Source organism: Stutzerimonas kunmingensis (assembly GCF_032106285.1).
Taxonomy (GTDB): Bacteria; Pseudomonadota; Gammaproteobacteria; order Pseudomonadales; family Pseudomonadaceae; genus Stutzerimonas; species Stutzerimonas kunmingensis_B.
Window position 1 is genome coordinate 51,536 of record NZ_DAMCPO010000022.1, and the last position, 26,041, is coordinate 77,576.

The 26,041-nt window shown below is 65.5% G+C and carries 26 protein-coding genes; 15 read left to right on the top strand and 11 right to left on the bottom strand.

Annotated features, from left to right (window positions below; translation table 11 throughout):
- Positions 1 to 202 precede the first annotated feature (202 nt).
- The gene (locus tag RT582_RS16920; protein WP_313478684.1) at positions 203 to 574 is read left to right on the top strand and encodes a hypothetical protein; all 372 of its coding nucleotides are present in this window, start codon (positions 203 to 205) and stop codon (positions 572 to 574) included.
- A gap of 2 nt (positions 575 to 576) precedes the next feature.
- Complete coding sequence (locus tag RT582_RS16925) at positions 577 to 765, top strand: DUF1289 domain-containing protein (RefSeq protein WP_313478687.1); 189 nt, start codon at positions 577 to 579, stop codon at positions 763 to 765.
- A 172-nt stretch (positions 766 to 937) separates the two neighbouring features.
- Here RT582_RS16925 and trpA read toward each other — a convergent pair whose 3' ends face one another.
- On the bottom strand, positions 938 to 1,759 hold the full coding sequence (gene trpA, locus RT582_RS16930) for a tryptophan synthase subunit alpha (RefSeq protein WP_313478689.1): 822 nt from the start codon (positions 1,757 to 1,759) through the stop codon (positions 938 to 940).
- Positions 1,756 to 2,967 carry a tryptophan synthase subunit beta gene (gene trpB, locus RT582_RS16935; protein ID WP_313478690.1) on the bottom strand — a complete coding sequence of 404 codons (1,212 nt, stop codon included), beginning with the start codon at positions 2,965 to 2,967 and terminating at the stop codon, positions 1,756 to 1,758. Before trpB ends, trpA begins: the two co-directional genes overlap by 4 nt.
- 207 nt (positions 2,968 to 3,174) lie before the next feature.
- On the opposite strand from trpB, the gene RT582_RS16940 reads away from it, so the two are divergent.
- Positions 3,175 to 4,074, top strand: a complete 900-nt coding sequence (locus tag RT582_RS16940) for a LysR family transcriptional regulator (protein WP_278446718.1) — start codon at positions 3,175 to 3,177, stop codon at positions 4,072 to 4,074.
- 119 nt (positions 4,075 to 4,193) lie between these two features.
- Here the strand turns inward: RT582_RS16940 and RT582_RS16945 are convergent, their stop codons facing one another.
- Positions 4,194 to 5,183, bottom strand: coding sequence for a GlxA family transcriptional regulator (locus RT582_RS16945; RefSeq protein WP_125860531.1), 990 nt, complete (start codon positions 5,181 to 5,183; stop codon positions 4,194 to 4,196).
- A 102-nt stretch (positions 5,184 to 5,285) separates the two neighbouring features.
- Here RT582_RS16945 and RT582_RS16950 point away from each other — a divergent pair, with 102 nt between their 5' ends.
- Positions 5,286 to 5,837, top strand: a complete 552-nt coding sequence (locus RT582_RS16950; RefSeq protein ID WP_125860529.1) for a cysteine hydrolase family protein — start codon at positions 5,286 to 5,288, stop codon at positions 5,835 to 5,837.
- 62 nt (positions 5,838 to 5,899) lie between these two features.
- Here RT582_RS16950 and galE read toward each other — a convergent pair whose 3' ends face one another.
- On the bottom strand, positions 5,900 to 6,961 hold the full coding sequence (gene galE, locus RT582_RS16955; protein ID WP_313478695.1) for a UDP-glucose 4-epimerase GalE: 1,062 nt from the start codon (positions 6,959 to 6,961) through the stop codon (positions 5,900 to 5,902).
- A 419-nt stretch (positions 6,962 to 7,380) separates the two neighbouring features.
- Here galE and RT582_RS16960 point away from each other — a divergent pair, with 419 nt between their 5' ends.
- From RT582_RS16960 to RT582_RS16985, 6 genes are all read left to right on the top strand, one after another.
- Complete coding sequence (locus RT582_RS16960) at positions 7,381 to 8,565, top strand: glycosyltransferase family 1 protein (protein WP_313478699.1); 1,185 nt, start codon at positions 7,381 to 7,383, stop codon at positions 8,563 to 8,565.
- Entirely contained in the window at positions 8,553 to 9,773 is a 1,221-nt protein-coding gene (gene glf, locus RT582_RS16965; protein WP_313478701.1) for a UDP-galactopyranose mutase, read from the top strand. The genes RT582_RS16960 and glf overlap by 13 nt, the downstream gene beginning before the upstream one ends.
- Before the next feature lie 89 nt (positions 9,774 to 9,862).
- Positions 9,863 to 11,017, top strand: coding sequence for a beta-glucosidase (locus tag RT582_RS16970; protein ID WP_313478704.1), 1,155 nt, complete (start codon positions 9,863 to 9,865; stop codon positions 11,015 to 11,017).
- Positions 11,014 to 12,819 carry an ABC transporter ATP-binding protein gene (locus RT582_RS16975; RefSeq protein ID WP_313478706.1) on the top strand — a complete coding sequence of 602 codons (1,806 nt, stop codon included), beginning with the start codon at positions 11,014 to 11,016 and terminating at the stop codon, positions 12,817 to 12,819. Before RT582_RS16970 ends, RT582_RS16975 begins: the two co-directional genes overlap by 4 nt.
- Positions 12,816 to 13,031 carry a KTSC domain-containing protein gene (locus RT582_RS16980; protein ID WP_041013851.1) on the top strand — a complete coding sequence of 72 codons (216 nt, stop codon included), beginning with the start codon at positions 12,816 to 12,818 and terminating at the stop codon, positions 13,029 to 13,031. The genes RT582_RS16975 and RT582_RS16980 overlap by 4 nt, the downstream gene beginning before the upstream one ends.
- Before the next feature lie 258 nt (positions 13,032 to 13,289).
- Positions 13,290 to 13,505 (top strand): dodecin, encoded by a 216-nt coding sequence (locus RT582_RS16985; protein WP_014818555.1) that lies wholly within the window; start codon positions 13,290 to 13,292, stop codon positions 13,503 to 13,505.
- Between the two features lie 20 nt (positions 13,506 to 13,525).
- Here RT582_RS16985 and RT582_RS16990 read toward each other — a convergent pair whose 3' ends face one another.
- The 4 genes from RT582_RS16990 to RT582_RS17005 form a co-directional block, all read right to left on the bottom strand.
- The gene (locus tag RT582_RS16990) at positions 13,526 to 14,884 is read right to left on the bottom strand and encodes a cation:proton antiporter (protein ID WP_313478708.1); all 1,359 of its coding nucleotides are present in this window, start codon (positions 14,882 to 14,884) and stop codon (positions 13,526 to 13,528) included.
- A gap of 125 nt (positions 14,885 to 15,009) precedes the next feature.
- Positions 15,010 to 16,008 carry an LLM class flavin-dependent oxidoreductase gene (locus tag RT582_RS16995; RefSeq protein ID WP_102833574.1) on the bottom strand — a complete coding sequence of 333 codons (999 nt, stop codon included), beginning with the start codon at positions 16,006 to 16,008 and terminating at the stop codon, positions 15,010 to 15,012.
- Positions 16,009 to 16,048: 40 nt separating this feature from the next.
- Positions 16,049 to 16,465, bottom strand: a complete 417-nt coding sequence (locus RT582_RS17000; RefSeq protein ID WP_313478713.1) for a PA0061/PA0062 family lipoprotein — start codon at positions 16,463 to 16,465, stop codon at positions 16,049 to 16,051.
- A gap of 93 nt (positions 16,466 to 16,558) precedes the next feature.
- A complete protein-coding gene (locus RT582_RS17005; RefSeq protein WP_019405990.1) occupies positions 16,559 to 16,984 on the bottom strand; it encodes a PA0061/PA0062 family lipoprotein in 426 nt (141 codons plus the stop codon).
- A 145-nt stretch (positions 16,985 to 17,129) separates the two neighbouring features.
- Between RT582_RS17005 and RT582_RS17010 the strand changes: the two genes are divergently transcribed.
- The 3 genes from RT582_RS17010 (at position 17,130) to RT582_RS17020 (ending at position 20,304) form a co-directional block, all read left to right on the top strand.
- Positions 17,130 to 18,188, top strand: a complete 1,059-nt coding sequence (locus RT582_RS17010; protein ID WP_313478716.1) for an aminopeptidase — start codon at positions 17,130 to 17,132, stop codon at positions 18,186 to 18,188.
- Positions 18,189 to 18,404: 216 nt separating this feature from the next.
- Positions 18,405 to 19,574, top strand: coding sequence for a hypothetical protein (locus tag RT582_RS17015; RefSeq protein WP_313478719.1), 1,170 nt, complete (start codon positions 18,405 to 18,407; stop codon positions 19,572 to 19,574).
- A gap of 10 nt (positions 19,575 to 19,584) precedes the next feature.
- A complete protein-coding gene (locus tag RT582_RS17020) occupies positions 19,585 to 20,304 on the top strand; it encodes a ferritin-like domain-containing protein (protein ID WP_041013856.1) in 720 nt (239 codons plus the stop codon).
- A gap of 948 nt (positions 20,305 to 21,252) precedes the next feature.
- On the opposite strand, the gene RT582_RS17025 is transcribed toward RT582_RS17020, so the two are convergent.
- The 3 genes from RT582_RS17025 to RT582_RS17035 all read right to left on the bottom strand — a co-directional run bounded on the left by RT582_RS17025 (position 21,253) and on the right by RT582_RS17035 (position 24,775).
- On the bottom strand, positions 21,253 to 21,660 hold the full coding sequence (locus RT582_RS17025; protein WP_044313714.1) for a DUF1850 domain-containing protein: 408 nt from the start codon (positions 21,658 to 21,660) through the stop codon (positions 21,253 to 21,255).
- Complete coding sequence (locus RT582_RS17030; protein WP_313478722.1) at positions 21,657 to 23,684, bottom strand: TRAP transporter permease; 2,028 nt, start codon at positions 23,682 to 23,684, stop codon at positions 21,657 to 21,659. Before RT582_RS17030 ends, RT582_RS17025 begins: the two co-directional genes overlap by 4 nt.
- Before the next feature lie 137 nt (positions 23,685 to 23,821).
- Entirely contained in the window at positions 23,822 to 24,775 is a 954-nt protein-coding gene (locus tag RT582_RS17035) for a TAXI family TRAP transporter solute-binding subunit (protein WP_014818565.1), read from the bottom strand.
- A 352-nt stretch (positions 24,776 to 25,127) separates the two neighbouring features.
- On the opposite strand from RT582_RS17035, the gene RT582_RS17040 reads away from it, so the two are divergent.
- Entirely contained in the window at positions 25,128 to 25,556 is a 429-nt protein-coding gene (locus tag RT582_RS17040; protein ID WP_313478725.1) for a DNA methylase, read from the top strand.
- 71 nt (positions 25,557 to 25,627) lie between these two features.
- A complete protein-coding gene (locus RT582_RS17045; protein ID WP_313478728.1) occupies positions 25,628 to 25,870 on the top strand; it encodes a hypothetical protein in 243 nt (80 codons plus the stop codon).
- Positions 25,871 to 26,041: the final 171 nt, after the last annotated feature.

Below are 26,041 nucleotides of genomic sequence, written 5' to 3' on the forward strand. Positions count from 1 at the left end.
GCCCAGGGTCCTCCTTCGTGAATGCCTACAGCCCACGCTAGAGCCTCGCTGTGTGAGATTGCTGCGAGCGTGGCAAGCATAGTCAGTAATCGATCAGTGGTACTGACAACAAGCGGTGCCGACGGTCCGGCATGCAGGGGTCGCGTTAGACTCCTGCTTACTGTCCCTTCGGCTCGGGGCCAAACCGTAACAGGACTTCACGATGTCCCTCAGCAAACGCGACCAGACCCGTATGGAACGGCAACTCTCCAGCTGCCTGAGCCAGGCCTGCGAGGCGGGCAAGGCGGAGATCGTCGGATTCAGCTGGCTCACCCATGAGGTCGATTACGCGCGCTTTCCCGAGAGCCTGCAGGTCACCTGGGTATTCGTCACGGAGGCGCAGCGCGCTCTGGCGATTGCCCAAGGTCAGGGCGCACGCATGCAGGCGCTTACCCGAGCGGCACTCGCTGAGGCGGGTGTGGACATGGATGCCCTGATTGCACCGGTGCGCTTCGACAGCGAGGAAGCCTGCAAGCGCGACGATGGCGGTGACTGGCAACGTCGCCTGGCCCGCAACGCCACGACACGGCACTGACCATGGGCAAGGACGTCGAGAATCCGTGCATTTCCGTCTGCAAGCTCACGGACGAGGTGTGTACCAGCTGTGGTCGCACCAAGGACGAGATCCGCAAATGGAAGCGCATGAAGCGGCCGGACAAGAAGTCCACGGTAGAGCGCGCGGCGCAGCGGTTGAAGGCACTGAAGAAGAAGAAAAAGAAAGGCTGAGCCCACAAGGGGCGCCACGCGTGGGTGTCGCCTGCCGGCGCTGGGCGGGGCCGCCGGCATGTCCATGCCTGATGCCGGTCGGCCGGAATCTGCTGAAAAGCCCGCTACAGGAATGAAAAAAGCCGCTGCCCTCTCACGGGGGCAGCGGCTTTTCGGTTACGGCATTAAAGCCTCAGCCGCGGGCGCCACGTACTCCGGCGCTGATCTCGCGGCACAGGCCAAGCACGCCTTCAACCGCAGCCTCAGGGCTCTTGGCCCCGGCGATCTGGTCGATCAGTGCCGAGCCCACCACCACGCCTTCGGTCAGCCGTGCGATGGCGGCGGCCTGTTCCGGGGTGCGGATGCCGAAGCCGACGCACACCGGCAGGTCGGTGTGGCGCTTGAGGCGCGCTACCGCTTCCTCGACGTGTTCCAGGGTGGCGGAACCTGCACCGGTCACGCCGGCCACCGAGACGTAGTAGACGAAGCCCGAGCTGCCGTTTAGCACGACCGGCAGGCGCTGGTCGTCGGTGGTCGGGGTGGTCAGGCGGATGAAGTCGATGCCGGCGCTCTGGGCCGGGTCGCAGAGTTCGTCGTTATGCTCCGGCGGCAGGTCGACGACGATCAGGCCGTCGACACCGGCTTCTTTCGCATCGCTGACGAAGCGCTCGACGCCGTAGGCGAAGATCGGGTTGTAGTAGCCCATCAATACCAGCGGGGTGCTGCTGTTGGATTCGCGGAATTCACGGACCATCTGCAGCGTCTTCGGCAGGTTCTGCTTCGCCGCCAGAGCGCGGATGTTGGCCAGCTGGATCGCCGGGCCGTCAGCCATCGGGTCGGTGAACGGCATGCCCAGCTCGATGACATCGGCGCCGGCGTCCGGCAGGCCCTTGAGGATGGCGAGCGAGGTGGCGTAGTCCGGGTCACCGGCGGTCACGAAGGTCACCAGCGCGGCGCGGTCTTCCTGCTTCAGCTGTGCGAAGCGCGTCTGCAGACGGGAGTTCACCGAGCTCATATATGTTCTTCCTGTTCGTCGTAGTGGTGCATGACGGTTTGCATGTCCTTGTCGCCGCGGCCGGAGAGGTTGACCACCATCAGATGATCCTTGGGCAGCTTCGCCGCGCGCTTGAAGGCTTCGGCCAGGGCGTGGGCGGACTCCAGCGCCGGGATGATGCCTTCCAGTCGGCAGCACAGGTGGAAAGCTTTCAACGCTTCGTCGTCGGTGCATGGCACGTATTCGACGCGCTTGATCTCGTGCAACCAGGCGTGCTCAGGGCCGACGCCTGGGTAGTCGAGGCCGGCGGAAATCGAATGCGCATCGGTGATCTGGCCGTCGGCGTCTTGCAAGAGGAAGGTGCGGTTGCCGTGCAGCACACCCGGTGCGCCACCGGCCATGCTCGCGGCGTGTTTGCCGGTCTCGATGCCGTGGCCGGCCGCTTCGACGCCGACGATCTGCACGGACTCGTCATCGAGGAACGGGTGGAACAGGCCGATGGCATTGGAGCCGCCACCGATGCAGGCGACCAGCGAGTCGGGCAGGCGGCCTTCCTTCTGCATGATCTGCTCGCGTACTTCGTTGCCGATCACCGACTGGAAGTCGCGCACCATGGCCGGGTAGGGGTGCGGGCCGGCGGCGGTGCCGATCAGGTAGAAGGTGTTGTGGACGTTGGTCACCCAGTCGCGCAGGGCCTCGTTCATCGCGTCCTTCAGCGTGCCGGTGCCGGCGGTGACCGGGATCACCTCGGCGCCCAAGAGCTTCATGCGGAAGACGTTGGCCTGCTGGCGCTCGATGTCGGTAGTGCCCATGTAGACCACGCACTGCATGCCGAAGCGCGCGGCCACGGTGGCGGTGGCCACGCCGTGCATGCCGGCGCCGGTCTCGGCGATGATGCGCTGCTTGCCCATGCGCTTGGCCAGCAGGATCTGGCCGATGCAGTTGTTGATCTTGTGCGCGCCGGTGTGGTTCAGGTCTTCGCGCTTGAGGTAGATCTTCGCGCCGCCGAACTGCTCGGTCAGGCGCTCGGCGAAGTACAGCGGGCTGGCGCGGCCGATGTAGTCACGCTGGAAATAGGCCAGCTCCTCGAGGAAGGCCGGATCGGTCTTGGCCTTTTCGTATTCGGCGGCCAGCTCGTTGATCAGTGGCATCAGGGTTTCGGCGACGAACTGGCCGCCGAAGCGGCCGAACAGCCCGCGGTTGTCCGGGCCGGTGCGGTATGAGGTCATGCGAGGCTCCTTGGAGGGTGCCGACACGCAGTCGGGGTGAGCGTAGGGTGGACAACGGTGCAGCCTTGTCCACGCGATCGATACGCCAGCGTGGAAAATCGCTTCGCGGTTTCCACCCTACGGCAATCATTGAGGGTGAGCTTACGGCTGCCGGCGCCGGGTTAAAAGCGATAAGATCGCCCGAACCTGTCAGGAAAACTCACATATATGGCCCGCGATCTGCCACCGCTCAATGCCCTGCGTGCCTTCGAGGCGGCTGCCCGCCTGGGTAGCGTAAGCGAAGCCGCACGCGAGCTGCACGTCACCCACGGGGCCATCAGCCGGCAGCTGAAGCAGCTCGAAGAAGCCCTCGGTCTGGCCCTGTTCGCCAAGGAAGGGCGCGGCGTAAAACTCACCGATGCCGGCGTGCGTCTGCGTGACGCCGCCAGCGAGGCCTTCGAACGCCTGCGCAGCACCTGCATCGAGCTGCAGCGACAGACCAGCGAGGCGCCGTTCGTGCTCGGTTGTCCCGGCAGCCTTTTGGCGCGCTGGTTCATTCCGCGGCTGGACCGGCTCAATCGCGACCTGCCGGAGCTGCGCCTGCAGCTATCGGCCAGCGAGGGCGAGCTGGACCCGCGCAAGCCGGGGCTGGATGCGACGCTGTGGTATGCCGAGCCACCGTGGCCGGCGGACATGCAGGTGTTCGAACTTGCCGCCGAGCGCATCGGCCCGGTGCTCAGCCCCTACCATCCGCGTTGCGTCGAGCTGCGCGACGCGGCGCCGGCGGCCCTGCTCGAGGAGACGCTGCTGCATACCGCTTCACGCCCGCAGGCCTGGCCGAACTGGGCGCGCCAGCAGGGGCTGGACCCTGCACGGCTGCGCCTGGGGCAAAGCTTCGAGCACCTGTACTTCCTTCTCGAGGCGGCGCTGGCCGGCCTTGGCGTGGCCATCGCGCCCCAGCAGCTGGTCGCCGACGATCTGAAGTCCGGCCGGTTGCTGGCGCCCTGGGGCTTCGTCGAAACCAGCGCCCGGCTGGCGCTCTGGGTGCCGGCGCGGCGGCTGGATCGGCGCGCGGAGCGGCTGGCGGACTGGCTGCGTGCCGAACTGGGTGACAAGCCGATCGAATGACACGACCTTAGGCGCATCGGCGACTCGCCGCTCCAGCGGGACGTCGTCATCCGCCGCCAGTGGATCGATCGCCAGTTGCGTCGGACGTACTCCTGGGCTGGCATCTGGCCGGCCGGGCCCTACAACGGCGGCGCACCGATGCCGAAGCGTCGGCGGTAATCGCCGGGCGACAGCCCCACCAGTTTCTGGAACACCTTGCGAAATGCGCCGGGGTCCTGATAACCCACCGCCCAGGCCACCTGTTCGATGCCCCGATTGGTCAGCTCCAGCAGCTCCCGGGCCTTGCCGACCCGCAGCTGCTGGCAGTATTCGGTCGGCTTGAGGCCGGTGGCGGCGCGGAATCGACGCAGAAAGGTGCGCTCGCCCATCCCCGCCTGGGCGGCCATAGCAGCGACCGGCACTGCGCCGGTGCTGTGGGTCTGCAGCCAGTGCTGCACCCGCAGCACGGCCTCGTCGCCATGGTCCAGCCGCGGGGCGAAGCTGCTGAAGTAGCGCTGCGAATGGCGGGTCAGATCGATCACCAGAAAACGCGCGGTTTCCGAGGCGATGGTCGGCCCGAGCAGCCGCTCCACCAGCGCCAGCCCGAGGTCGGTCCAGGCCATCAGGCCGCCGGCGGTGATGATGTCGCCGTCATCGACGATCATCCGGTCCGCATCGACCTGCACCTTCGGAAAGCGCTCGCGCAAGGCCTGGGCCAGGCCCCAGTGGGTGGTCACGGTGCGGCCGTCGAGCAGCCCGGTTTCGGCGAGCAGAAAGGCCCCGGCGCAGACCGAGCCGAGGGTGACGCCAGCCTGGTGGCACTGCCCGAGCCAGGCGGCGAACGGCTGGATCACATGCGCCTCGGGGCGGGCGTCCAGACACGGCGGCAGGATGACGATACGCGGCGAGCTCGCGCCAGTCGGCTGGCTGTCGAAGACCCGCCGAATGTCTGGCGTGCCGTCCTGCCTGGCCCAGTGGCTGACACGCAGGGTCGGCAGCTTTGCGGCCTGGCGCTCGGCCGCCATGCGGTTGGCCACGCTGAACAGGTCGGTCAGCCCGTAAACGGCCGCCAGCTGGGCGCCCGGGTATAGCAGCAGGCCGATTTCCAGCGTCTCGGGTGCGCCAGGCATGTCAGTTTTTCCCGCGTTATTGTCGGTCTCGCCCATCCACGGCCGTGGCCGGGGGATCTAAAGTCTCGCTGCGGGCAACGGGCTCGCTGACAGGAGAGAGCGATGGGCAAGCGAGCGTTGGTTCTGGTCGACATCCAAAACGATTATTTCCCGGGCGGCAAGTGGAGGTTGCATGGGATCGAAGCGGCAGCGGACAACGCGGCGCGTGTGCTCGAGGCTGCGCGTGCCGCGGGCGATCTGGTGGTGCATGTGCGGCACGAGTTCGCCTCGGCGGATGCTCCGTTCTTCACGACGGGCTCGGAAGGCGCGCGGATCCATCCCAAGGTCGCCGTGCGCGAAGGCGAGGCGGTGATCCTCAAGCATCAGGTCAACTCGTTTCGTGACACCGAACTGGAGGCGCTGCTGAGAGGGCGCAGCATCGAGCAGCTGACCATCGTCGGCAACATGAGCCATCTGTGCATCGACGCCATCACCCGCGCCAGCGCCGACCTGGGGTTCAGCGCCACGGTGATCCATGACGCCTGCGCGTCGCGTGACCTGGAGTTCGATGGCACCCAGGTGCCGGCGGCGCAGGTCCATGCGGCGATCATGGCGTCGCTGGCCTTCGCTTACGCCAAGGTGCAGTCCACCGAGGCCTACCTGGCCGAGCACTAGCCGCGCCGGGCGATTGCCTCGTCGTGCCTGTCGCGCGCTGCGGTTCGCCGCGCGGCCCGGCCTCAGCTGGCCAGAGCGGTCTGCGAAGCGACCTCTGCGGCGGCGACTTTTTCCTCGGCGTAGCCGCGCGGGTTGCGGCTCTGCCAGCGCCAGGCGTCGGCAAGCATGGTGGTCAGGTCTTTCTCGGCACGCCAGCTGAGTTCCAGTTCGGCCTTGGTCGGGTCGGACCAGCATTGGGCGATGTCGCCACTGCGGCGCGGCTTGATCACGTGGGGCAGGGAGCGCCCGGTGACTTCCTCGAAGGCGGTGATCATCTCGCGTACCGAGTAGCCCTTGCCGGTGCCGAGGTTCCACGTGGAAACACCATGAATCAGCTGCAAGCGCTCCAGGGCTTTCAGATGACCTCTGGCCAGGTCGACCACATGGATGTAGTCGCGGATACCGGTGCCATCGGGTGTCGGATAGTCGTTGCCATAGACATTCAGTTGCTTTCGCCGGCCCACCGCCACCTGCAGCATGTAGGGCAGCAGGTTGTTCGGTACGCCGTTGGGGTCTTCGCCGATCAGCCCTGACTCGTGGGCGCCGATGGGGTTGAAGTAGCGCAGCAGGCCGATCGACCAGCGCGGGTCGGAATCGGCCAGGCCCTTGAGCACGTTCTCGGCCATCAGCTTGGACTGGCCGTAGGGGTTGGTCGGCACTCCGGTGGGGCGGTCCTCGGTGATCGGCATCACCGGCGATTCACCGTAGACCGTCGCCGAGGAGCTGAACACCAGTCTGAACACGCCGGCTTCGGCCATCGCCTGGCACAGCGCGATGCTGCCGCCGACGTTGGTTTCGTAGTAGCGCAGCGGCTCGCGCACGCTTTCGCCAACCGCCTTGAGCCCAGCGAAGTGCATCACCGCGCTGATCGGGTAGGCAGCGAACAGCGCCTTGAGCAGCGAGCGATTGCGCACGTCGCCCCTGACGAACTGCAGCGGTCGCCCGGCGAGCTGCTCGACGCGGTCCAGAGCCGCCTGCGAGCTGTTGCACAGATTGTCCAGTACCAGCACTTCATGCCCGGCCTGCAGCAGTTCGAGCACCGCGTGTGAGCCGATGTAGCCGGCTCCTCCTGTTACCAGAATCATCTGTCTACCTCCGCATTCGCTGTCTTTTCGACACGCTCGGGACACTGCCGTTGGCCAGTGAATGGCGCTGCATGAGTCTCCGTAATCTGGAATCGGCGAAACGGAACGGGACGGCGACGACGAGCTGCGCGCGTGGGTTCCGGTGCCGGTGTTAAGGCGTCCTGTTGATACGGACGGGGCAAGGTTCTGGCGAGTTCCATCCAGCCGCCGGACGGCCGACGGGCTGCGCTATCGGATGATTGGCGGGAACCCGAACCGCCGATTGCCGTCCACTACCGGCGGACGACGCGCGTTGCAGGCCATCTGACGGCTCGTAATCGTGGCGCGATGACACGCCTTACGCAGGGCAGCGCTGGCATCGACGTGGCATGGTGAGTGGGCAGGAACGCCCGGGCACGGCTACCGAAATGAGGTGCTACATGAGTTGGGCCGGCCCGTTCCAGTACGACATCGGTAAATCCCGCAATGCGCAGCAGGCGCCGGCCGCAGTGGTCTTCGACGATCAGATTCCAACGCTGCTGTGCCTCTCGCATCTGCGCTGGAGCTTCGTCTACCAGCGCCCGCAGCACCTGATGTCGCGCTTCGCCCGCGACTACAACGTGCTCTTCCACGAAGAACCGATTGCCACCGAAGACGCCGAACCCTGGCTGGAAGTGCGACCCGAAGAGAACGGCGTGCAGGTGCTGATCCCGCGGCTGCCCGCCGGTTGCGAGGGGGAGGATGCCAACCGCGTGCAGCGCCAGTTGCTCGATGGCTACCTGGAGAAGCTCGGAGTCAGCGAGCTGATGCTCTGGTACTACACGCCGATGAGCCTGGCGTTCTCCGATCATCTGGCACCGAACCTGATCGTCTACGACTGCATGGACGAACTCTCGGCCTTTCGCGGTGCGCCACCGCAGCTGATCGAGCGCGAAGTGGAGTTGATGTGTCGCGCCAATCTTGTCTTTACCGGCGGCTACAGCCTCTACGAGGCCAAGCGCCAGCGCCACGACAATGCGCATCCGTTCCCCAGCAGCGTGGATGTCGAGCACTTCGCCGCCGCGCGCCGGCCGCAGCATGACCCGGACGACCAGGCGGAAATCCCCCATCCGCGTCTGGGCTTCTACGGCGTGATCGACGAGCGTCTCGACCTCGAGCTGATCGAGCAGGTCGCGCGGATGAAGCCGGAATGGCAGATCGTGCTGATCGGCCCGGTGGTCAAGATCGACCCGGCCGAGCTGCCGCAACGCGACAACATCCACTACCTCGGCGGCAAGACCTACGACGAGCTGCCGCAATACCTGTCGGGCTGGGACGTGGCGATCATGCCGTTCGCGCTGAACGAATCGACCCGCTTCATCAGCCCGACCAAGACCCCCGAATACCTCGCCGGTGGCTGCCCGGTGGTCTCCACGCCGATCACCGACGTGGTGCGTACCTACGGTGACACCGGCATCGTGCGCATCGCCGACAGCGCCGAGGCGTTCGTCGCCGCCACCGAAGCCGCCCTGGCCGATGCCGAGGACCGCGATGCGCTGTTGGCCAAGGCCGACGAGATCCTCGGTGATATGTCTTGGGACCACACCTGGAGCCTGATGAAGGAGAAGATGCAATGCGCGATATGACCCCGCAAGACAGCAACCCGGAACGTCTCGGCGGTGGTGCCGGCGAAGAGCCGCAGGCGCGCAGGCGTGGCTTCGACTACCTCATCGTCGGCGCCGGTTTTGCCGGCAGCGTGCTGGCCGAGCGCCTGGCCGCCGGCTTGAACAAGCGCGTGCTGGTGGTCGACCGCCGTCCGCATATTGGCGGCAATGCCTATGACCATTACGACGAAGCGGGGGTGCTGATCCATCGCTATGGTCCGCACATCTTCCACACCAACGCCCAGCGCATCGTCGACTACCTTTCGCAGTTCACCGAGTGGCGCCCCTACGAGCATCGCGTGCTCGCACAGGTGGATGGGCAGGAAGTACCGATCCCGATCAACATGACCACGCTGAACAGGCTCTACGGTCTGAACATGACCACCGAAGAGGAAGCGGCAGATTTCCTCGCCAGCCGTGCCGAGCCGGTGGAGAACATCCAGACCAGCGAAGACGTGGTGATCAACGGCATCGGCCGCGAGCTGTACCAGAAGTTCTTCCGCGGCTACACCCGCAAGCAGTGGGGGCTGGACCCGTCGCGGCTGGACAAGTCGGTGACTTCGCGCATCCCGACGCGCACCAACACCGACGACCGCTACTTCACCGATACCTTCCAGCAGATGCCCAAGTACGGCTACACCAGGATGTTCGAGAAGATGCTCGCGCATCCGAACATCAAGGTGATGATCAACACCGACTTCCGGGAAATTCGCGATGAGGTTCAGTACGACCACCTGATCTTTTGCGGCCCGATCGACGAATACTTCGACTACCGCTTCGGCAAGCTGCCGTACCGCTCGCTGAAATTCGAGCACAAGCAGCTCGAGCAGGAGCAGTTCCAGGCGGTCGGTACGGTCAACTACCCGAGCGAGGATGTGCCCTACACGCGCATCAGCGAGTACAAGCACCTCACCGGGCAGGTCCATCCGAAGACCAGCATCACCTACGAGTACCCCTCGGCGGAGGGCGATCCCTATTACCCGATCCCGCGGCCGGAGAACGCCGAGCTGTACAAGCGCTATCAGCAGCTGGCGGACCAGACGCCCGGCGTGACCTTCGTCGGCCGCCTCGGCACTTACAAGTACTACAACATGGATCAGGTAGTCGGGCAGGCGCTGGCGCTGTACAAGCGCATCGAGGAAGCCGAGCTGGCAACGCAGCCGCAAGCGGTGCCCGAGCAACTCGGCTGAAGCGCAGCGGCGGCTATGCCTGAGGCTCGCCGCGCGCCGGCGAGGCCTCGGCCGCCCTGACGGCCATCGAGTCATCCATGAGGTTAGCGATGCATCACCCCAGTCTGTTCAAGAGCTTTTTCCTTGGCGGTTTCGAGTGTTCCAACCACCGGCGTAGCGACGGTCGGCGTCTCGACCTGATCGCCGCGACCGGCCATGACCGCTGGGCCGCCCACGATTATGCCGAACTGCACCGGCATGGCTTGCACAGCGTGCGCGACGGCCTGCGCTGGCATCTGATCGAGCGCACGCCGGGGCAGTACGACTGGTCCAGCTTCCTGCCCATGCTGCAGGCGGCGCAGCGCCAGGGCACCCAGGTGATCTGGGATTTGTGCCATTACGGCTGGCCGGACGACATCGACATCTGGCGGCCGCAGTTCGTCGAGCGCTTCGCGCGCTATGCCGCTGCGGCGGCGCAGCTGATCAGGGACGAGACCGGTGAGGTGCCGTTCTACGCACCGCTCAACGAAATCTCCTTCTGGGCCTGGGCCGGCGGCGACGAGGCCTATTTCAATCCCATGGCCCGCGGCCGCGGTTTCGAGCTCAAGCACCAGCTGGTGCGCGCCACCATCGCGGCGATGCAGGCGATCCGCGCGGTTGAACCTCGGGCGCGTTTCGTTCAGGTCGACCCGGCCATCCATGTGGTCGCGGGCAACGACCGGGCCGGCCCACAGCGCGACGCCGAGCGCTTCCGCCAATCGCAGTTCGAGGCCTGGGACATGCTTTGCGGCGAGCATTGGCCGGGGCTTGGCGGCGCGCCGGAGTACCTCGACGTGCTGGGCATCAACTACTACTCGAACAACCAGTGGTACCACGGTGATGGCCGTACCATCGAGCGCGACAACCCGGATTACCGCCCATTCAAGGGCATCCTGCGGGAAATCCATCAGCGTTATGGGCGGCCGCTGCTGATTGCCGAAACCGGGGCCGAAGGCGACGTGCGCGGGGACTGGCTGCGGTACGTCAGCGAGCAGGCCGGCCTGGCCATGCAGGCCGGCGTGCCGGTGGAAGGCATCTGCCTGTATCCGGTGCTGGATTACCCGGGCTGGACCGATGAGCGGCACTGCCCGGTCGGGCTGCTCGGCTTCCCTGACGAAAACGGCAAGCGCTGCGTGCATGAAGGGCTGGCTGATGAACTGCGGCTGCAGCAGATGCGTTTCAGCCACTCCAGCCCGACTCTACAGCTAGCCGAAGCCACGCCATGAACCAGGCGGCCGCCGTGCCTCAGGCCAAGCCGGACGAGCTGCCGCTACCCAGCCGCCCGGTGGCCTTTCTCTGGCATTACATCTGTGCCCGGCCTTGGCATTTCGGTGGCCTGCTGGCACTGATCATCGGTGCCGCCAGCTGCGCGGTGGCGGTGCAGTACGGCATGAAATTGCTGGTCGATGCCATGGCCCAGGGCACGGCGGATCGCGGTTCGGCCAACGTCTGGTGGCCGCTGGGGCTGTTCATCGGCCTGATCGTCACCGAGAACGTGTTCTGGCGCCTGGGTGGCTGGCTCGGCTGCCGCACCGTGGTGGCCAGCGTGGTGGATATCCGCGTCGACCTGTTCAAGCACCTGACCGGCCACCCGATGCGTTATTTCACCGAGCATTTCGCCGGCTCGCTGGGCAATCGCATCTCTGCCGTTGGCCAGGCGGCTGGCGCCATCTACGGCGGGCTGGCCTGGAAGATCGTGCCGCCGATCGTCGACTTCCTCGGTGCGGTGGTGGTGCTGCTCACTGTGGACGTACGCATGGCTGTGGCGCTGATCCTGTTCGTCGCCATCGTCGCCGTTTTGATCACCGGCTTCGGTATTCGTGGTCGCTACAAACATCAGCGCTTCGCCGCGCAATCGGCACGGGTCGGCGGCGAGCTGGTGGATGCAGTCTCCAACGTCTGGACCATCAAGGCCTTTTCCGCCCGTGATCGCGAGGCCGAACGCCTGGCCCACGAGATCGGCTTCGAAGCCCGTGCCCAGCGGCGCAGCTGGATGTACCTGGAAAAGGCGCGGGTGATGCACGACATCTGCCTGTCGGTGATGGCCGGCGGCATGCTGATCTGGGCGATCCAGCTGTGGGTAGGTGGCGAGGTCACGGCCGGCGACGTGGTGCTGGTCAGCGCACTGACCTTTCGCATCCTGCATGGCTCGCGGGACCTGGCACTGGCGCTGGTGGATGCCACGCAGCAGATCGGTGCCATCGACGACACCCTGCGCATCATCGTCCAGCCCCATGGCCTGGACGACAGCGACAACCAGCTGATGCTCGCCGAAGGCGACATCACCTTCGAGCGCATCAGCTTCAGCTACCCAGATCGCGGCGCCGTGTTCGAGGGGTTGGACCTGCACATTCCGGCGGGGCAGAAGGTCGGTGTGGTGGGCTCGTCGGGGGCCGGCAAGTCGACCCTGATCAACCTGATCCAGCGCCTCGACGATGTGCAGGACGGCCGCATTCTCATCGACGGCCAGGACATCCGCAGCGTCAGCCAGGACAGCCTGCGCGAGAAGATCGCCGTGGTGCCGCAGGAAACCGCACTGTTCAACCGCAGCATCCGCGAGAACATCCGCTACGGGCGCCCGGACGCCAGCGACGAGGAGGTGGTCGAGGCGGCGCGCAGCGCCTTCTGCGACGGCTTCATCCGCGAACTGCCGCAGGGTTACGACACCCTGGTCGGCGAGCGCGGCGTGATGCTTTCCGGCGGCCAGCGCCAGCGCCTGGGTATCGCCCGCGCATTCCTCAAGGACGCGCCGATCCTGATCCTCGACGAGGCGACCTCGGCGCTGGATACCCAGTCCGAAGGCGAGATCCAGGCGGCGCTGAACAACCTGGTGCACAACCGCACCGTGGTCGCGGTGGCGCACCGCTTGTCCACGCTGGCGAGCTTCGACCGCATCATCGTGCTGCGTGACGGCCGCATTGTCGAAGACGGGCCGCCGCAGGAGCTGCGCCGCCACGGCGGTGAGTTCGATGCGCTGTGGCGCATGCAGGCCGACGGCTTCGCCCAGCAAGCCGATCCCAGCGCATGAAACGCGCAGCGGTGACCTCGCGCAGCCTGCGCTCGCTTGGCTACGACCCCGAGCAGCAAGTGCTGGAAGTGGAATTCAGCAGCGGCGCGCTGTACCGCTATGAAGAGGTCCCGCCCGAAGCGGTGCAGGCCTTGCTCGAAGCCGACTCGCTGGGTCGGCATTTCAATCAGGTGTTCAAACCGCAGCATTACCGCTATCGGCGCGTGGAGTAGCGTGCCGGGAACCGCGTGGATAAGCTGCGCGTTATCCACCCTACGCATGCCTGCACACCGTAGCCCGGGCGGCGCGCGGTGGATGTAAAAAGCGACATCCACCCTACCGACTGCGCAGCATTTTCCACTAGGGTGATTCGCCGCCCGCCATCGGCGGATCGACCGCTCCGCTGAACTTCCGGGCCGCTCTGCGGGCCTCAATCAACAGGAAGCGTCATTACCGAGCGGAGGCTCTTCAGACCAGAAGGGGAAAGTTCTATGTCGGATCATCACACGTACAAGAAGATTGAAATCGTCGGCTCCTCGCGCAACAGCGTCGACGAAGCGATTCAGAACGGCATCGCCGAAGCCAGCAGCAAGCTGCAGAACGTCGAGTGGTTCGAGGTCGGCGAGATTCGCGGCCACGTCGAGAACGGCAAGGTCGGTCACTTCCAGGTGACCATGAAGGTCGGCTTCCGTCTCGAGAACAGCTGATCGCCACGCGCGGCCGCCGGTCAGTCGGCGGCGCCGCGGCTGCGTTCGTAGCGACGCAGCAAAGGCTGGGTGCTGAGCCCGTGCAGCACGATGCTCAGCGCTACCACCGATAACACCAGGCCGATGATGGTCTGCGCTTCGTCCGGCAGCAGGCCGTGGGTCACCGCGTAGCTCAGGTAATACAGGCTGCCGATACCTCGTATGCCGAACCAGCCCGCTGTCAGGCACTGGGCGCGGTCGAGGTAGCGCCGCGGCATCAGCAGCATCACGCTCAGCGGCCGAATCAGCAGGAACAGCGCCAGGCCGAGCGGCACTGCACGCCAGTCCCAGTGCACCGAGACCAGCACCCCGAGCATGGTCACCAGCAACACTTCCAGGCTGCGTTCCAGCTGCCCGCCAAACGCCAGCACATCACCCATCAGCACGCCGGCGGCGACCCGTGGTTGCCCCAGCTGCCGGTCATCCAGCGACAACGCGCGAGGGGCCAGGCCTCCTTCGGCAAGGTGCGGCACGGCATCGTTGATCAGCTCTTCGGACGGTGTAGCCGAATCATCGGCAGCAGCGATTTCCGCGTGACGCAGACCGAGGCCCGCGGCGAACACCGCGAGAAAGCCCCAGGCACCAGCCAGTTCGGCGCCGACGTAGGCCAGGGCGATCAGCGCCAGGGCCAGCGAGTCGTTGGGCGACATCGCGGTATCGGTGTGCCGTGTGCGCAGGTAGATGGCCACGCGGCCGACCAACTTGCCGAGCAGAAAGCCGATCAGCAGCCCCGCCGGCACCGCCCACAGCAGCCGGTGCAGCGCCCACTCGCCGACCCAGTCGGCCTCCAGCTGGCCCTGGGCGATGAGCATCAGGCCGAAGACCACGAAGGGAAACGCGGTGCCGTCGTTGAAGCCCGCCTCGCCGGACAGGCCGTAGCGCAGGCGGTCGCTGTCGCGGGCATCGTTGACCTGCACCAGGCTCGCCAGCACCGGATCGGTGGGTGCCAGGATCGCCCCGATCAGCACCGCGACACCCCAGCTCAGGCCGAACAGGTAGTGGCAGAGCAGGGTGACGCCGCCGATGCAGGCGAGCATCACCGGCCCAGCCAGTACATAGGCGCTCTTCCACGCTGGATGCCGCAGCGGCATGCGCAGCTTGAGGCCGCTGACGAACAGCGACACCAGTACGGCGACTTCGGTGAGGTGTTCCATCCAGCCGGCGATATGCAGGAATTCCATCTCCCACAGGCCGATGCCGAGCTGGCCGATGAGCACGCCGAAACCGAGGTAGATCAGGGACGTGGTGATTGGCAGCCAGCGCAGGAAGGCCGAGGCGAGGGCGAGGGCGAGGATCAGCAGCAGGACGCCGAGCACGGCCATCCATTCGAGAAAATTCATGTGTGTTTCGATGGCGGGGCGCGGTGTTGCGCCCAGGGGTGTATGCCATTGGAACGGTGGCCGGCGGCAGGGTTCGCCGGCAGTGCCGCGTGAGGCCGCCGCCGGTCAGGGCAGCGGCCGGCTTGCTACTGGCGCAGCTCGGCGACGATCTCGAAGGCGCGATGGCGATCGGCGGTCTCGTAGAGGTCGCAAGTAAAGATCAGCTCGTCCGCCTGGGTCTGTTCCAGCAACACCTCGAGGCGCGCGCGAACCTTTTCCGGACCGCCGATCAGCGCCAGGCCGAGGAAGTCGCCCACCGCCTGCTGCTCGTGCGGCAGCCACAGGCCCTGCATGCTCTGCACCGGTGGGCGCAGCACCAGGCTCTGGCCACGAATCAGCGAAAGGATGCGCTGGTAGACGCTGGTCACCAGGTACTCGGCCTGTTCGTCGCTGTCGGCGGCGATCAGCGGCACGCCAAGCATCACATAGGGCTTGTCGAGCACCGCCGAGGGCTTGAAGTTGTCGCGGTAGAGCTTGATCGCCTGGTGCATGTAACGCGGTGCGAAGTGCGAGGCGAAGGCGTAGGGCAGGCCCTTGGCCGCGGCCAGCTGGGCGCTGAACAGGCTGGAGCCGAGCAGCCAGATCGGTATGTTGCTGTTCACTCCCGGCATGGCGATGACGCGCTGATTGGGCTGGCGCGGACCGAGCAGCAGCTCCAGCTCCTCTACGTCCTGCGGGAAGTCGTCGGCGCTGCCCATGCGGTCGCGGCGCAGCGCATGGGCGGTGAACTGATCGGCGCCGGGCGCGCGACCGAGCCCGAGGTCGATGCGGCCCGGGTAGAGCGCTTCCAGCGTGCCGAACTGCTCGGCGATCACCAGCGGCGCGTGATTCGGCAGCATCACCCCGCCGGCACCGAGACGGAGGCGCGTGGTGTTGGCGGCCAGGTAGCCGAGCAGCACCGCGGTGGCGGCGCTGGCGATGCCGTCCATGTTGTGGTGCTCGGCGACCCAGAAGCGCTGGAAGCCGAGCCCCTCGACGTGACGCGCCAGGGCCAGGGCATTGTGCAGCGCCTGTGCCGGCGTGCCGTCATCGCGGATCGGCGCCAGGTCTAGAGCGGAGAAGCGGGTGTTTGCAATGCGGGACATCGTTTACCTCATGACGTAAGGCGGTCGGGTGCGAGCGGGCTCAGTGGCAATGCTCGGCCTCGGCCTCGACCAGCACGTTGCGCTGGTCGTCGCGCAACCAGCCTTGCGGGGTGAAACCCAGCGAGCGGGCCTGGAACAGGTAGCGCTGACCGGGTTGGAAGTCGTCGTAGCGGATCACCAGGGTGCAGCGAATGGTGGGGGTTTCGCCGAACAGGCCGAAGTCGCCCCCTGTCACTTCGAATTCGTAGCGCGCTTCGAGTTCATGGGCGCCCGGCGGGACCTGGAAATAGCGGCCGTCGGGGGTGCGTTTGCCGTCCAGCTGGTCGGACATGAAGATGTCGCTGGGCTGCGCGGTCATGTCGACCCAGGCCATGTTCGGGTCGGGTTGCGGCAATGGCCCGGCGCAGCCGGCCAGGGCGAGAAGGGCGGGCAGGGCGAGGGGGAGTGCGCGACGCATGGCTGGATCCTCGGCGAATGGCGGGGTGAGACGCGCTGCGCCTCACCGATGCTGCCGAGGGTGCGCCAGATGACGGCGCATTTCAACGCGGACTCAGCGGCCGGCGAGGTCGCCGCAGCCCTTTTCCTCGGCGCGGGCCAGCACGTACTGGTGCTGGTCGTAGAGCTTGGCCCAGGGACGGAAACCATAGCCGCCTGCCACCAGGCGATAGCGCGCGCCGGCGGTGAACTTGTCGTATTCCAGGGTCAGCTTGCAGTCGCGAGGCAGCGGGTTGCTGCCGGGGCCGACGTTGGCGCCATTGACCTCGAAGCGGTAGCGCATCTCCAGCTTGCGGCTGCCGGGCGGAACCTGGAAATAGCGATCGTCCTCCAGCGTCTTGCCGTCCACGGCGACCGCCTGCAGCTGGGTCTCGCCGTTCGGGTTGAGCTCGACCCAGGCCTGCTCGGGATCGGGCTTTGGCATCCACATGGAACAGCCGGCCAGGCTGGCGAGCAGGGTGACGAGAAGGAAACCGCGCATGTACAAGGCTCCAGCCGGTGATCAGTGGCCGGCAAGGGTTCGATTGAGGACGTCATGGGCTGCCGCAGGTTGCAATCGGCAGCACGGCCTTTGTAGGGTGCGCTACGCGCGCCGGCGCCAGCCCGACAACTGAGCGGTACACCCGATGCCCAAGCCCAACGCCGCCTCCATCGACAGCCGCAGCCTGCGCTGGGTTCCCCTGCTGCTTGCCGTCTGTCTGAATGGTTGCAGTTATTACGGCCAGCTCGCCGCCGGCCAGCTGGAGTTGCTGCGCCAGCGCGAACTCATCGAGGCGCTGATCGTCGATGAATCGCGCGATGCGGCGTTGCGCCAACGGCTGGACGAGGTGTTGCAGGCGCGTCGCTTCGCCAGCCAGGCGCTGGAGTTGCCGGACAACGATAGCTATCGGCTCTACGCCGAACTCGGTCGGCCCTATGTGGTGTGGAATCTGTTCGCTACCGAGGAGTTCTCGGTCAAGCCGCTGGAGCACTGCTTTCCCATCGCCGGCTGCGTGGCCTATCGCGGCTACTTCCGCCAGGGTGCCGCCCGCGGCGAGGCGGCGCGGCTGCGGCTGAGCGGGCTGGATACCCATGTGGCGGGTGTCGAGGCCTATTCCACGCTGGGCTGGTTCGCCGATCCGCTGCTCAGCTCCATGCTGCGGCGCAACGACGAGCAGCTGGCGGCGCTGATCTTCCACGAACTGGCTCATCAGCAGCTGTATCTGCCCGGCGACACCGCCTTCAACGAGTCCTACGCCACCTTTGTCGAGCGCGAGGGCCTGCACCAGTGGCGTGCCCATCGCGACCTGCCTCAGCGGGATGAACAGGCGCGGGTGCGTTATCGGCAACTGGTTGAGCTGCTACTCGATACCCGCCAGCGGCTGGACCAGCTGTATGCCTCGGGTCGCTCGACAACCGAGTTGCGCGCGCTGAAGCAGGCCGAGTTCGCGACGCTGCGTCAGCGCTATCGACATCTGCGCGACAGCCAGTGGAACGGCGATGCGCGCTTCGATCGCTGGTTCGCCCAGCCACTGAACAACGCCACGCTGTTGCCGTTCGGCCTGTATGACCGCTGGGTACCGGCCTTTGCTGCTCTGTTCGAGCGGTGCGAGCGGGACTGGACGCGCTTTCACCGGGCGGTTGCGGCGCTAACCGAACTGCCTGCCGACGAGCGGGAAGCCAGGCTTTCGGAACTGGCCGACTGAACAAGCGAAACGGCGCGGCCTGTTGCCGTGGGCGTTACGCGCCGTTATGGCTCTTGCGTCGAAAATCCCCGATCTGCCGTTCATCGGCAGCGATACCCCTGTCCGCTGAACGGTGCGAATCCTTTCTCCAGCTCTCCGGTCCTCTTTACTAGGTCGCCGATTCATACGGCGGCGATCCACCTATGCCTGATATCCACGCATAACAACGGAGGCTCCATGGAGACCATTTCCGGAATTTTCGACAACAAAGGCACGCCACTGGAGAAGCAGAAATTCACATGGAAGGAAATGGCCGGCAAGCCGATCAGCAAGCTTGATGACGATGCCTTTACCCGTGTCCGTATCATCCTCATGAACGGGGTCGAGACCGACGCCCTGCGCCTGAGCCACGGCATCGCCCGCTTCAACAAGGAACTGCGCCTGCCGCTGGCGCAGATCCGGCGTACCGAGCAGCACCAGGCGACCATGATCAACTGGCTGATCGGCGCCGACCACTCGCCACTGGAAACCACCGTCGCCTACGAGCAGGTCGCGATCGAGGTGACCGCGGCCGTGGCACAGAGCGAGCCCGACCCCTACCAGGCGCAGACCTATCGCTTCGGCTTGCTGGAGGACTTCGACCACCTGTACCGCTACTCGGCGATGCTCGATCGCCTCGAGGGCAAGGATGCCAACAACATTCTGCAGGGCTATACCGACATCGTTCCCGGCCGCAAGACGTCCGAGCACCACCGGCACCCGGAGAACGATATCCGCGACAACTACGAGAAGGAAAGCGCGGCGCTGATCACCAAGATCCACGCGGCGCTGATCACCGGCGCGGAATACCAGACCCACGATTACTACATGAACATCGGCCCGCTGTTCGCCGACCCGCTGGCGCGCCAGCTGTATGCCGAGATCGCCTCGGTGGAAGAACAGCACGTGACCCAGTACGGCTCGCTCTCCGATCCCAGCGAAAGCCATATCGAGAAGTGGCTGGTGCACGAGGCGATGGAGGTCTACATGTACGCCAGCTGCGCCGAGCAGGAGACCAACCCGCGGATCAAGGCCATGTGGGAGCGCTTCCTCGACTACGAGCTGGGCCACCTCAATGTCGCCTGCGAATGGTTCAAGAAGCTCGAGCGCCGCGACCCGGCCGAGATTCTCGCCGGTCCGCTGCCGAAGATGGTCGAGTTCAAGAGCCAGCGCGATTTCGTCCGCCAGGTGCTGGCCGCCGAGGTCAACCTGCGCACTGCCGGCCCGGCCTATGTGGACAAGGCCAAGGAGCCGCAGTCCTCGCTCGATTACCGCAACCACCTCGCCTCGGAAGGGCTCGCCTCGGACATCGTCTCGGCGGGTTACCAGTGGGCGCCGGGTGGCGAACTGATGCGCAAGGCTTCCTGAGGAGACAAACATGGCTACTGCAGCGAAAGTAGGTACCAACTACACCGGCGTGCAGATGTCCCCGAAGGACACCAAGCGCCTGCTCGATGCCGTCAACGACATCCACCCGGACGTGCCGGGTGATGAGCGCGGCATGCTCGTCGAGCGTGCCGAACGCAACGAAGAGGCCGACCGCATCGGCTCCGTGCCGGTGCCTGGCTCGGCCAAGGGCATGCTCAAGACCAGCTTCGACATGATGAAGGGCAAGAGCCCCGAGGTGTTCATCGACAAGCTCGGCGAGCGCCTGGCCTTCGAACGCAACGGCGTGCGCCTGTACGAGGCGATGATCGCCAAGGCGCGCAACCTGGACTCGGGCAACGACCTGGTGGGCGTGCTGCAGCACATCCGCGACGAAGAGTTCGAGCACATGATGCTGGTGCATGCGGCGATGGAAAAACTCGGTGCCGACCCCACCGCGCAGACGCCCAGCGCGGATGTCGCCGGGGTCATGGCGATGGGCATCATGCAGGTGCTGACCGATCCGCGGACCAACGTCGCGCAGTGCATGAACGCACTGCTGACGGCCGAGCTGGCTGACAACGCCGCCTGGGAACTGCTGATCGAACTGGCGCAGGCGGCCGGTCATCCGAACATCGCCGATAGCTTCGTTCATGCCAAGACTCAGGAAGACGACCATCTGGTGAAGATCAAGACGCTGATGCGTCGGGATCTGATCATGCAGACCAAGTAACAGCGTGCGAGCGGGACGCTTTGGCGCACATCACTGAAAGGGATGTGCGTCTTTTTTATGGGCTCGGGAAAGGTGATGCGGAGTTAGGGGCATTATCGGCTTTTTTTAGTGGCCGATTTCCGAGCTGCTTGGCGGCTTGGTTTCGCCCTGCTGGGCGACTCACTTTTTTCAGTCGCGAAAAAAGTAAGCAAAAACGCTTTGCCCCTGCCATCCGGGTCTCGCTGCGCTCGACTTCCCTCGTTCCATCGTCGCTCCGGGGGCCGGCGTACAAGGGCCATCCATGGCCCTTTACGCCTCTCGCGGCATCCATGCCGCTTGCTCCCCTCCGCAACGATTCCACTCGGCCTCCTGAAAGGGGCGAATGGCATCGCCTGATAGCGTGTGCACAGGAAACCAGTAAAGCGGACGATGGTGGCCACGCTCCTGCCTGAGCATGCCGTAGAGATGTTAGCGCCCTTGATGCAAGTACGAGGGATGAGCCCGCGCATATGAACGTGGAGCTTTGGGCCATAAGTGAACATCTGAACGCCGGGTAAATCGGTCCATCTGTTCATCTTGCACAGCCTACCAGGCGACTCCAAACGCCCCTTCAGGAGGGTGAACGGAGCCGTCGTGCAGAGGGGCGAGCCGCAGGGATGCGGCGAGAGCCGTAAAGGGCCATGGATGGCCCTTGTACGGCGACCCTCGGAGCGGCGGCGTAGTGAACGAACCCGGAGCGAAGCGCAGGGCCGGATGCAGGGGCAAAGCGTTTTTGGTTACTTTTTCCGCGTCTGGAAAAAGTGACTCGCCCAGCAGGGCGAAACCAAGTCTTCAGGCAACTCGCCAACGGCCATGAAGCAAAACGTTCATCCAACGCGCCCAAGTCCCTTGAATTCCGAATGACCAAAAGAAAGAAAAAGGGGTGCCGCCTCCGCGAACACCCCTCCTCAACGATCACCGGCGAGCCGGTCAATCGTTCCCGACACTCGCCGCTTGCACGGTACAGCCCCAGACTTCCAGCGCCGGCTGGTCCGCTTGTGGCGGGCCTAGCCATTCGCTCATCGCGTGGCAACGCTGGTCAAAACACAGTTGGTAATCCCCTGCCTCGGGGGTTCGCCCCAGGCGCAGGAGTGGCAACGCAGGCATCTGGCGCTGGTAGTGCCAGGCCCCGTCGCGCAGTTCGGCGTCATCCGGGATTTCCATCCCGGCACCAGAACCCTTGACCCGCGCTTCGCCGAGCAGCAGCCCGTCCGGCGTCACGCGGTAATCCTCTTCCCAGCGGATCTTCTCGATCGTGTGGTTCCACGCCAGGGTGAAGGCGGGGGCGGGCACTTCGGCCCACACCACGCCTGCCAGCCCCAGGCACAGACCGATCATGCGGCCGCCAGACGCTCGGCGCGGCGGGCGCGCCAGATGTGCTGAGCGAGGAAGATCACGCCGAGGGCGAAGCCGACCTCGTCACTCATCGGTGTGGCGAGGATCATCGCGGCGCCGGCGACGAAGCCCAGCAGCTTCTCCCACAGCGCCATGGGCCGCTGCAGGTAGCCGGTGAACACCGCGCCCCACAGGCCGATGGCGAAGGCCGCCTTGAACAGCATGTACAGCGTGGCGCCCCAGTCCCCGCCCTGCATCATCAGCGCCGGGTTGTACACCGCCATGAACGGCACGATGAAACCTGCGATGGCGATGCGGATGGCCCACATGCTGATCTTCAGGCCCTTCTCCTTGGCGATCGGCGCGGCGGCGAAGCAGGCCAGCGCCACCGGCGGGGTGAGGTCGGCCATGATGCCGAAGTAGAAGACGAACATGTGCGAGACGATCAGCGGCACGCCAAGGTCGAGCAGCGCGGGCGCGGCGATCGAGCTGGTGATGATGTAGTTGGGGATGGTCGGGATGCCCATGCCCAGCACCAGGCAGGTCAGCATGGTCAGGATGAGCGAGAGGAACAGGTTGTTCTCGCCGACCGCGAGGATGTACCCCGCGAAGGTCGAGGCCACGCCGGTCAGCGAAACGATGCCGATGATCACCCCGACCAGGGCGCAGGCGATACCCACCGGCACCGCATGGCGCGCGCCTTCGACCAGCGCGTGCAGGCAGATGACCAGGGTGTCGCGACCGCCCTTGATGAACCAGCATACGGCCACCAGAGCCGCGATGACGCCGAAGATCACCCCGATGCCGAGCTGGAAGAAACCGGCGCAGAGCAGGCCGAGGGCGATCCAGAAGGCGATTCGCAGGCCGAACGACGACACCTTGAGGATGATTGCCGAACCGAGGATGACGATCGCCGTCAGCGCCAGGCCGATGGTGCCGGCGAACATCGGCGTGCGTCCGGAGAACAGCAGCCAGACCAGTACCAGTAGCGGGATCAGCAGGTACCAGCGTTCCTTGACCGCAGCCCAGGCACTCGGGCACTCGTCTTTCGGCAGGCCCTTGAGGCCGGCTCGCTTGGCTTCCAGATGGACCATCCAGAACACCGAGCCGAAGTACAGCAGCGCCGGAATCAGCGCGGCCTTGGCGATCTCGACGAAGGGCACGTTGATGGTCTCGGCCATGATGAAGGCCACCGCGCCCATCACCGGCGGCATGATCTGGCTGCCCATCGAGGAAGTGGCCTCGACGCCGCCGGCGAAGGCCGGGCGATAGCCGAAGCGCTTCATCAGCGGAATGGTGAACTGACCGGTGGTGACCACGTTGGCCACGCCGGAGCCGGTGATGGTGCCCATCAATGCCGAGGACACCACCGACACCTTGGCCGGGCCGCCGAGCTTGTGGCCGAACAGGCCCATGGCGAAGTCGGTGAACAGCTTGATCATCCCCGCCTGCTCGAGGAACGAGCCGAACAGGATGAACAGGAAGATGTAGGTCGCCGAAACGTAGGTCGGCGTGCCGTACAGGCCTTCGGTGCCGAACGACAGCTGGTTGACGATCTGGTCCAGGTAATAGCCACGGTGGGCGAGATCACCGGGCAGGTATTCGCCGAGCAGGCCGTAGGCGAGGAACAGCCCGCAGATGATCGGCAGGGCGATGCCCATCACCCGGCGAGCGGCCTCGAAGACCAGCACGATCAGCGTCAGGCCGACCGCCATGTCGGTGGTGGTCATGTCGCCGGAGCGCTGGATCAGGTCCGCCTCGAAATACCACTGGTAGAAAAACGTCGCGAAACCGGCCAGGCCAAGCAGCCAGGCCACTGGCTGGAACGGCTTGCCGTTGCCGCGGGCCGGATAGCAGAGGAACACCAGCAGCAACAGGAAGCCGACGTGACCGGCGCGCAGCACCTGGCTGGACACCGGGTGAAAGGCGGCGGTGACGATCTGATAGATGGAGAACAGCAGGGCGACGTAGAACAGCGCCCTCGGCCATTCGCTGGGGCTGGCGTGCAGCCCTTGGCTTTCGCTCATGGGAATCACTCTCTCACTGCAAGGTGGGGCCTGTAGAAGCAGGCTTGCCAACGAGGCAACGCGGGCAAGCCTGCTGCTACAAGGATGCGGGCTGGAGCAGGCCGCAGGGCCCGCTCCGCCCGTCTGTCAGCGCTGGGTTACTTGAGAACCCCGGCTTCCTTGTAGAAGCGCTCGGCACCCGGGTGCAGCGGAATCGGCAGGTTCTTGGTGGCGTTTTCCAGCTTGATGTCCTTGGCGGCGGAGTGGGCGTTGCCCAGGGACGACAGGTTGTCGAACATCAGCTTGGTCATCTGGTAGGCCACTTCATCGGAGACCTTCTCGTGGCTGACCAGGATGTTGGTGATGGCCACGGTCGGAACGTCGGCATCCTGACCGTCGTAGGTGCCGGCCGGAATCACGCCGGCCTGGTAGGCGTCGCTCTCGATCTTCTCGACCACGGCGGCCGGAATCTCGACGAAGGTTACCGGCATGGTGCTGGCCAGGTCGCGGATGGCGGCCATGCCCAGGCCCGAGGACTGCAGGGTGGCGTCCAGCTGGCGGTTCTTGATCAGCTCGACCGACTCGGCGTAGGGCAGGAACTCGACGCGGCCCATGTCCTTGTAGTCCAGACCGGCGGCCTTGAAGATCGCGCGGGCGTTCAGCTCGGTGCCGGACTTCGGCGCGCCGACGGAGATGCGCTTGCCCTTGAGGTCTTCCAGGGTCTTGATGCCGGACTCTTCGCTGGCAACGATCTGGATGTAGTTGTTGTAGGTACCGGCGATGGCGCGCAGACGCTTGAGCGGAGCCTTGAAGCCGGCGTCCTCGACACCGTTCCAGGCGTCGGCAACCGAGTCACCCAGGGAGAAGGCCAGTTCGCCACGGCCGGCCTGCAGCAGGTTGAGGTTTTCCACCGAAGCCTTGGTGGCCTGCACGGAAGTCTTGGCGCCATCGATCTTGTTGTACTGCTGCGACAGGGCTACGCCGATCGGGTAGTACACACCGCTGGTGCCGCCGGTGAGGATGTTGATGAAGGTCGGCGCAGCGACGGCCGCGGTGCTGGCAGTGAAGGCCGCAGCGGCAGCGAGCAGGCCCAGGCGTTTGGTCAGTCTCATGGTGGATCTCCGTTTCGTTTTTATTGGTTGACGCAGCATGTTGACGATAGACGATGCCGCGTTCGGGAACGCGCCAGACGAACAAGCAGAGGGGCGATGACACCGGAGAGTCCGGAGGATGGATATCGCTGGTAGCTCTTCTTGTCGTTGGAATCGCATCGAGCACATTGCCATTAGCAGAAGCCGTGCCAGTCCGCCGCAGCGCTCTGGATCGGCGCTTGCCGACATCCTTTGACGGGCAGTCGGCAAGAAACCGCCTATAACTGTCGAGCGATGGGCGGAAATCCGCTCATCGCTGTGCGAACCTCTGTCCGCCGCGGCCTTCGAATGAGTGAGCGAACGCGGAGGCGGTATGACTGCAGAAATAGGCGCAGAGGATCTGGGCATCGACGTGACCCGCGGCGAGGCGGAGCTGTTCAAGTGGTTCGTTGCCAGCTTTCTGTTCGGCAAGCGCATCCAGCGCGACATCGCCGCCGAGGCCTACCGGGTACTGGTAGAGCGCAATCGGCTCGACACGCCGCGCAAGCTGCGTGACTGTGGCCCGCGCCGGTTGGTCCAGCTGCTCGGCCAGGCGCGCTACGTGCGCTACGACGAGTCCACTGCCGCGCGCCTGCTGAAGCTCGGCGACAAGCTGCTGACCGAGTACGACGGCAGGCTGGGCTGCCTGCGTGAGCTCGGTGAGACGCGCGACGGGGTGGAGAAGCGGCTGCTGGCGTTCGAGGGCATCGGGCCGAAGACCGTGGAGATCTTCCTGCGCGAGGCGGCGCGGGTCTGGTTCTGAGTGCGCCGGACGGCGCTTGCCAAGGCCAGCCGAAGGGTTAGAGTGGCGCCATCGCACCGCCGAAGTCCGCCATGCGCATTTTCCTGCTCGCCCTCAGTCTGTTCCTGCCCATCGCCGCCAGCGCCGCGCCGGCGCCCTATTACCAATGGCAGAGCAAGCTCGACGGCACCATCATCTGCCGCCAGACCTCCCCGGGCGAAGGCTGGGAGCAGCTCGACGGCCGTCCCTTCCGCGATCTCAATTGCACCATGCCCGCTGCGCGCATCGACCGCCCGAGCAGCGTGCCGGGTTTCCGCGCGCAGCCGGGGCGTTAGAGCCGACGTCAGCCCGGAATCCGCTCCATGCTTGATGGCCGTAGGGTGGAAAACCGCGAAGCGTTTTCCACGCGTCGGAGGCCCTGCCCGACGTTTCGCCATGCAACGGACCCATGGTGGATAAGCTTCGCGTTATCCACCCTACGCTCGCCCCGACCCCCGACCCCCGAC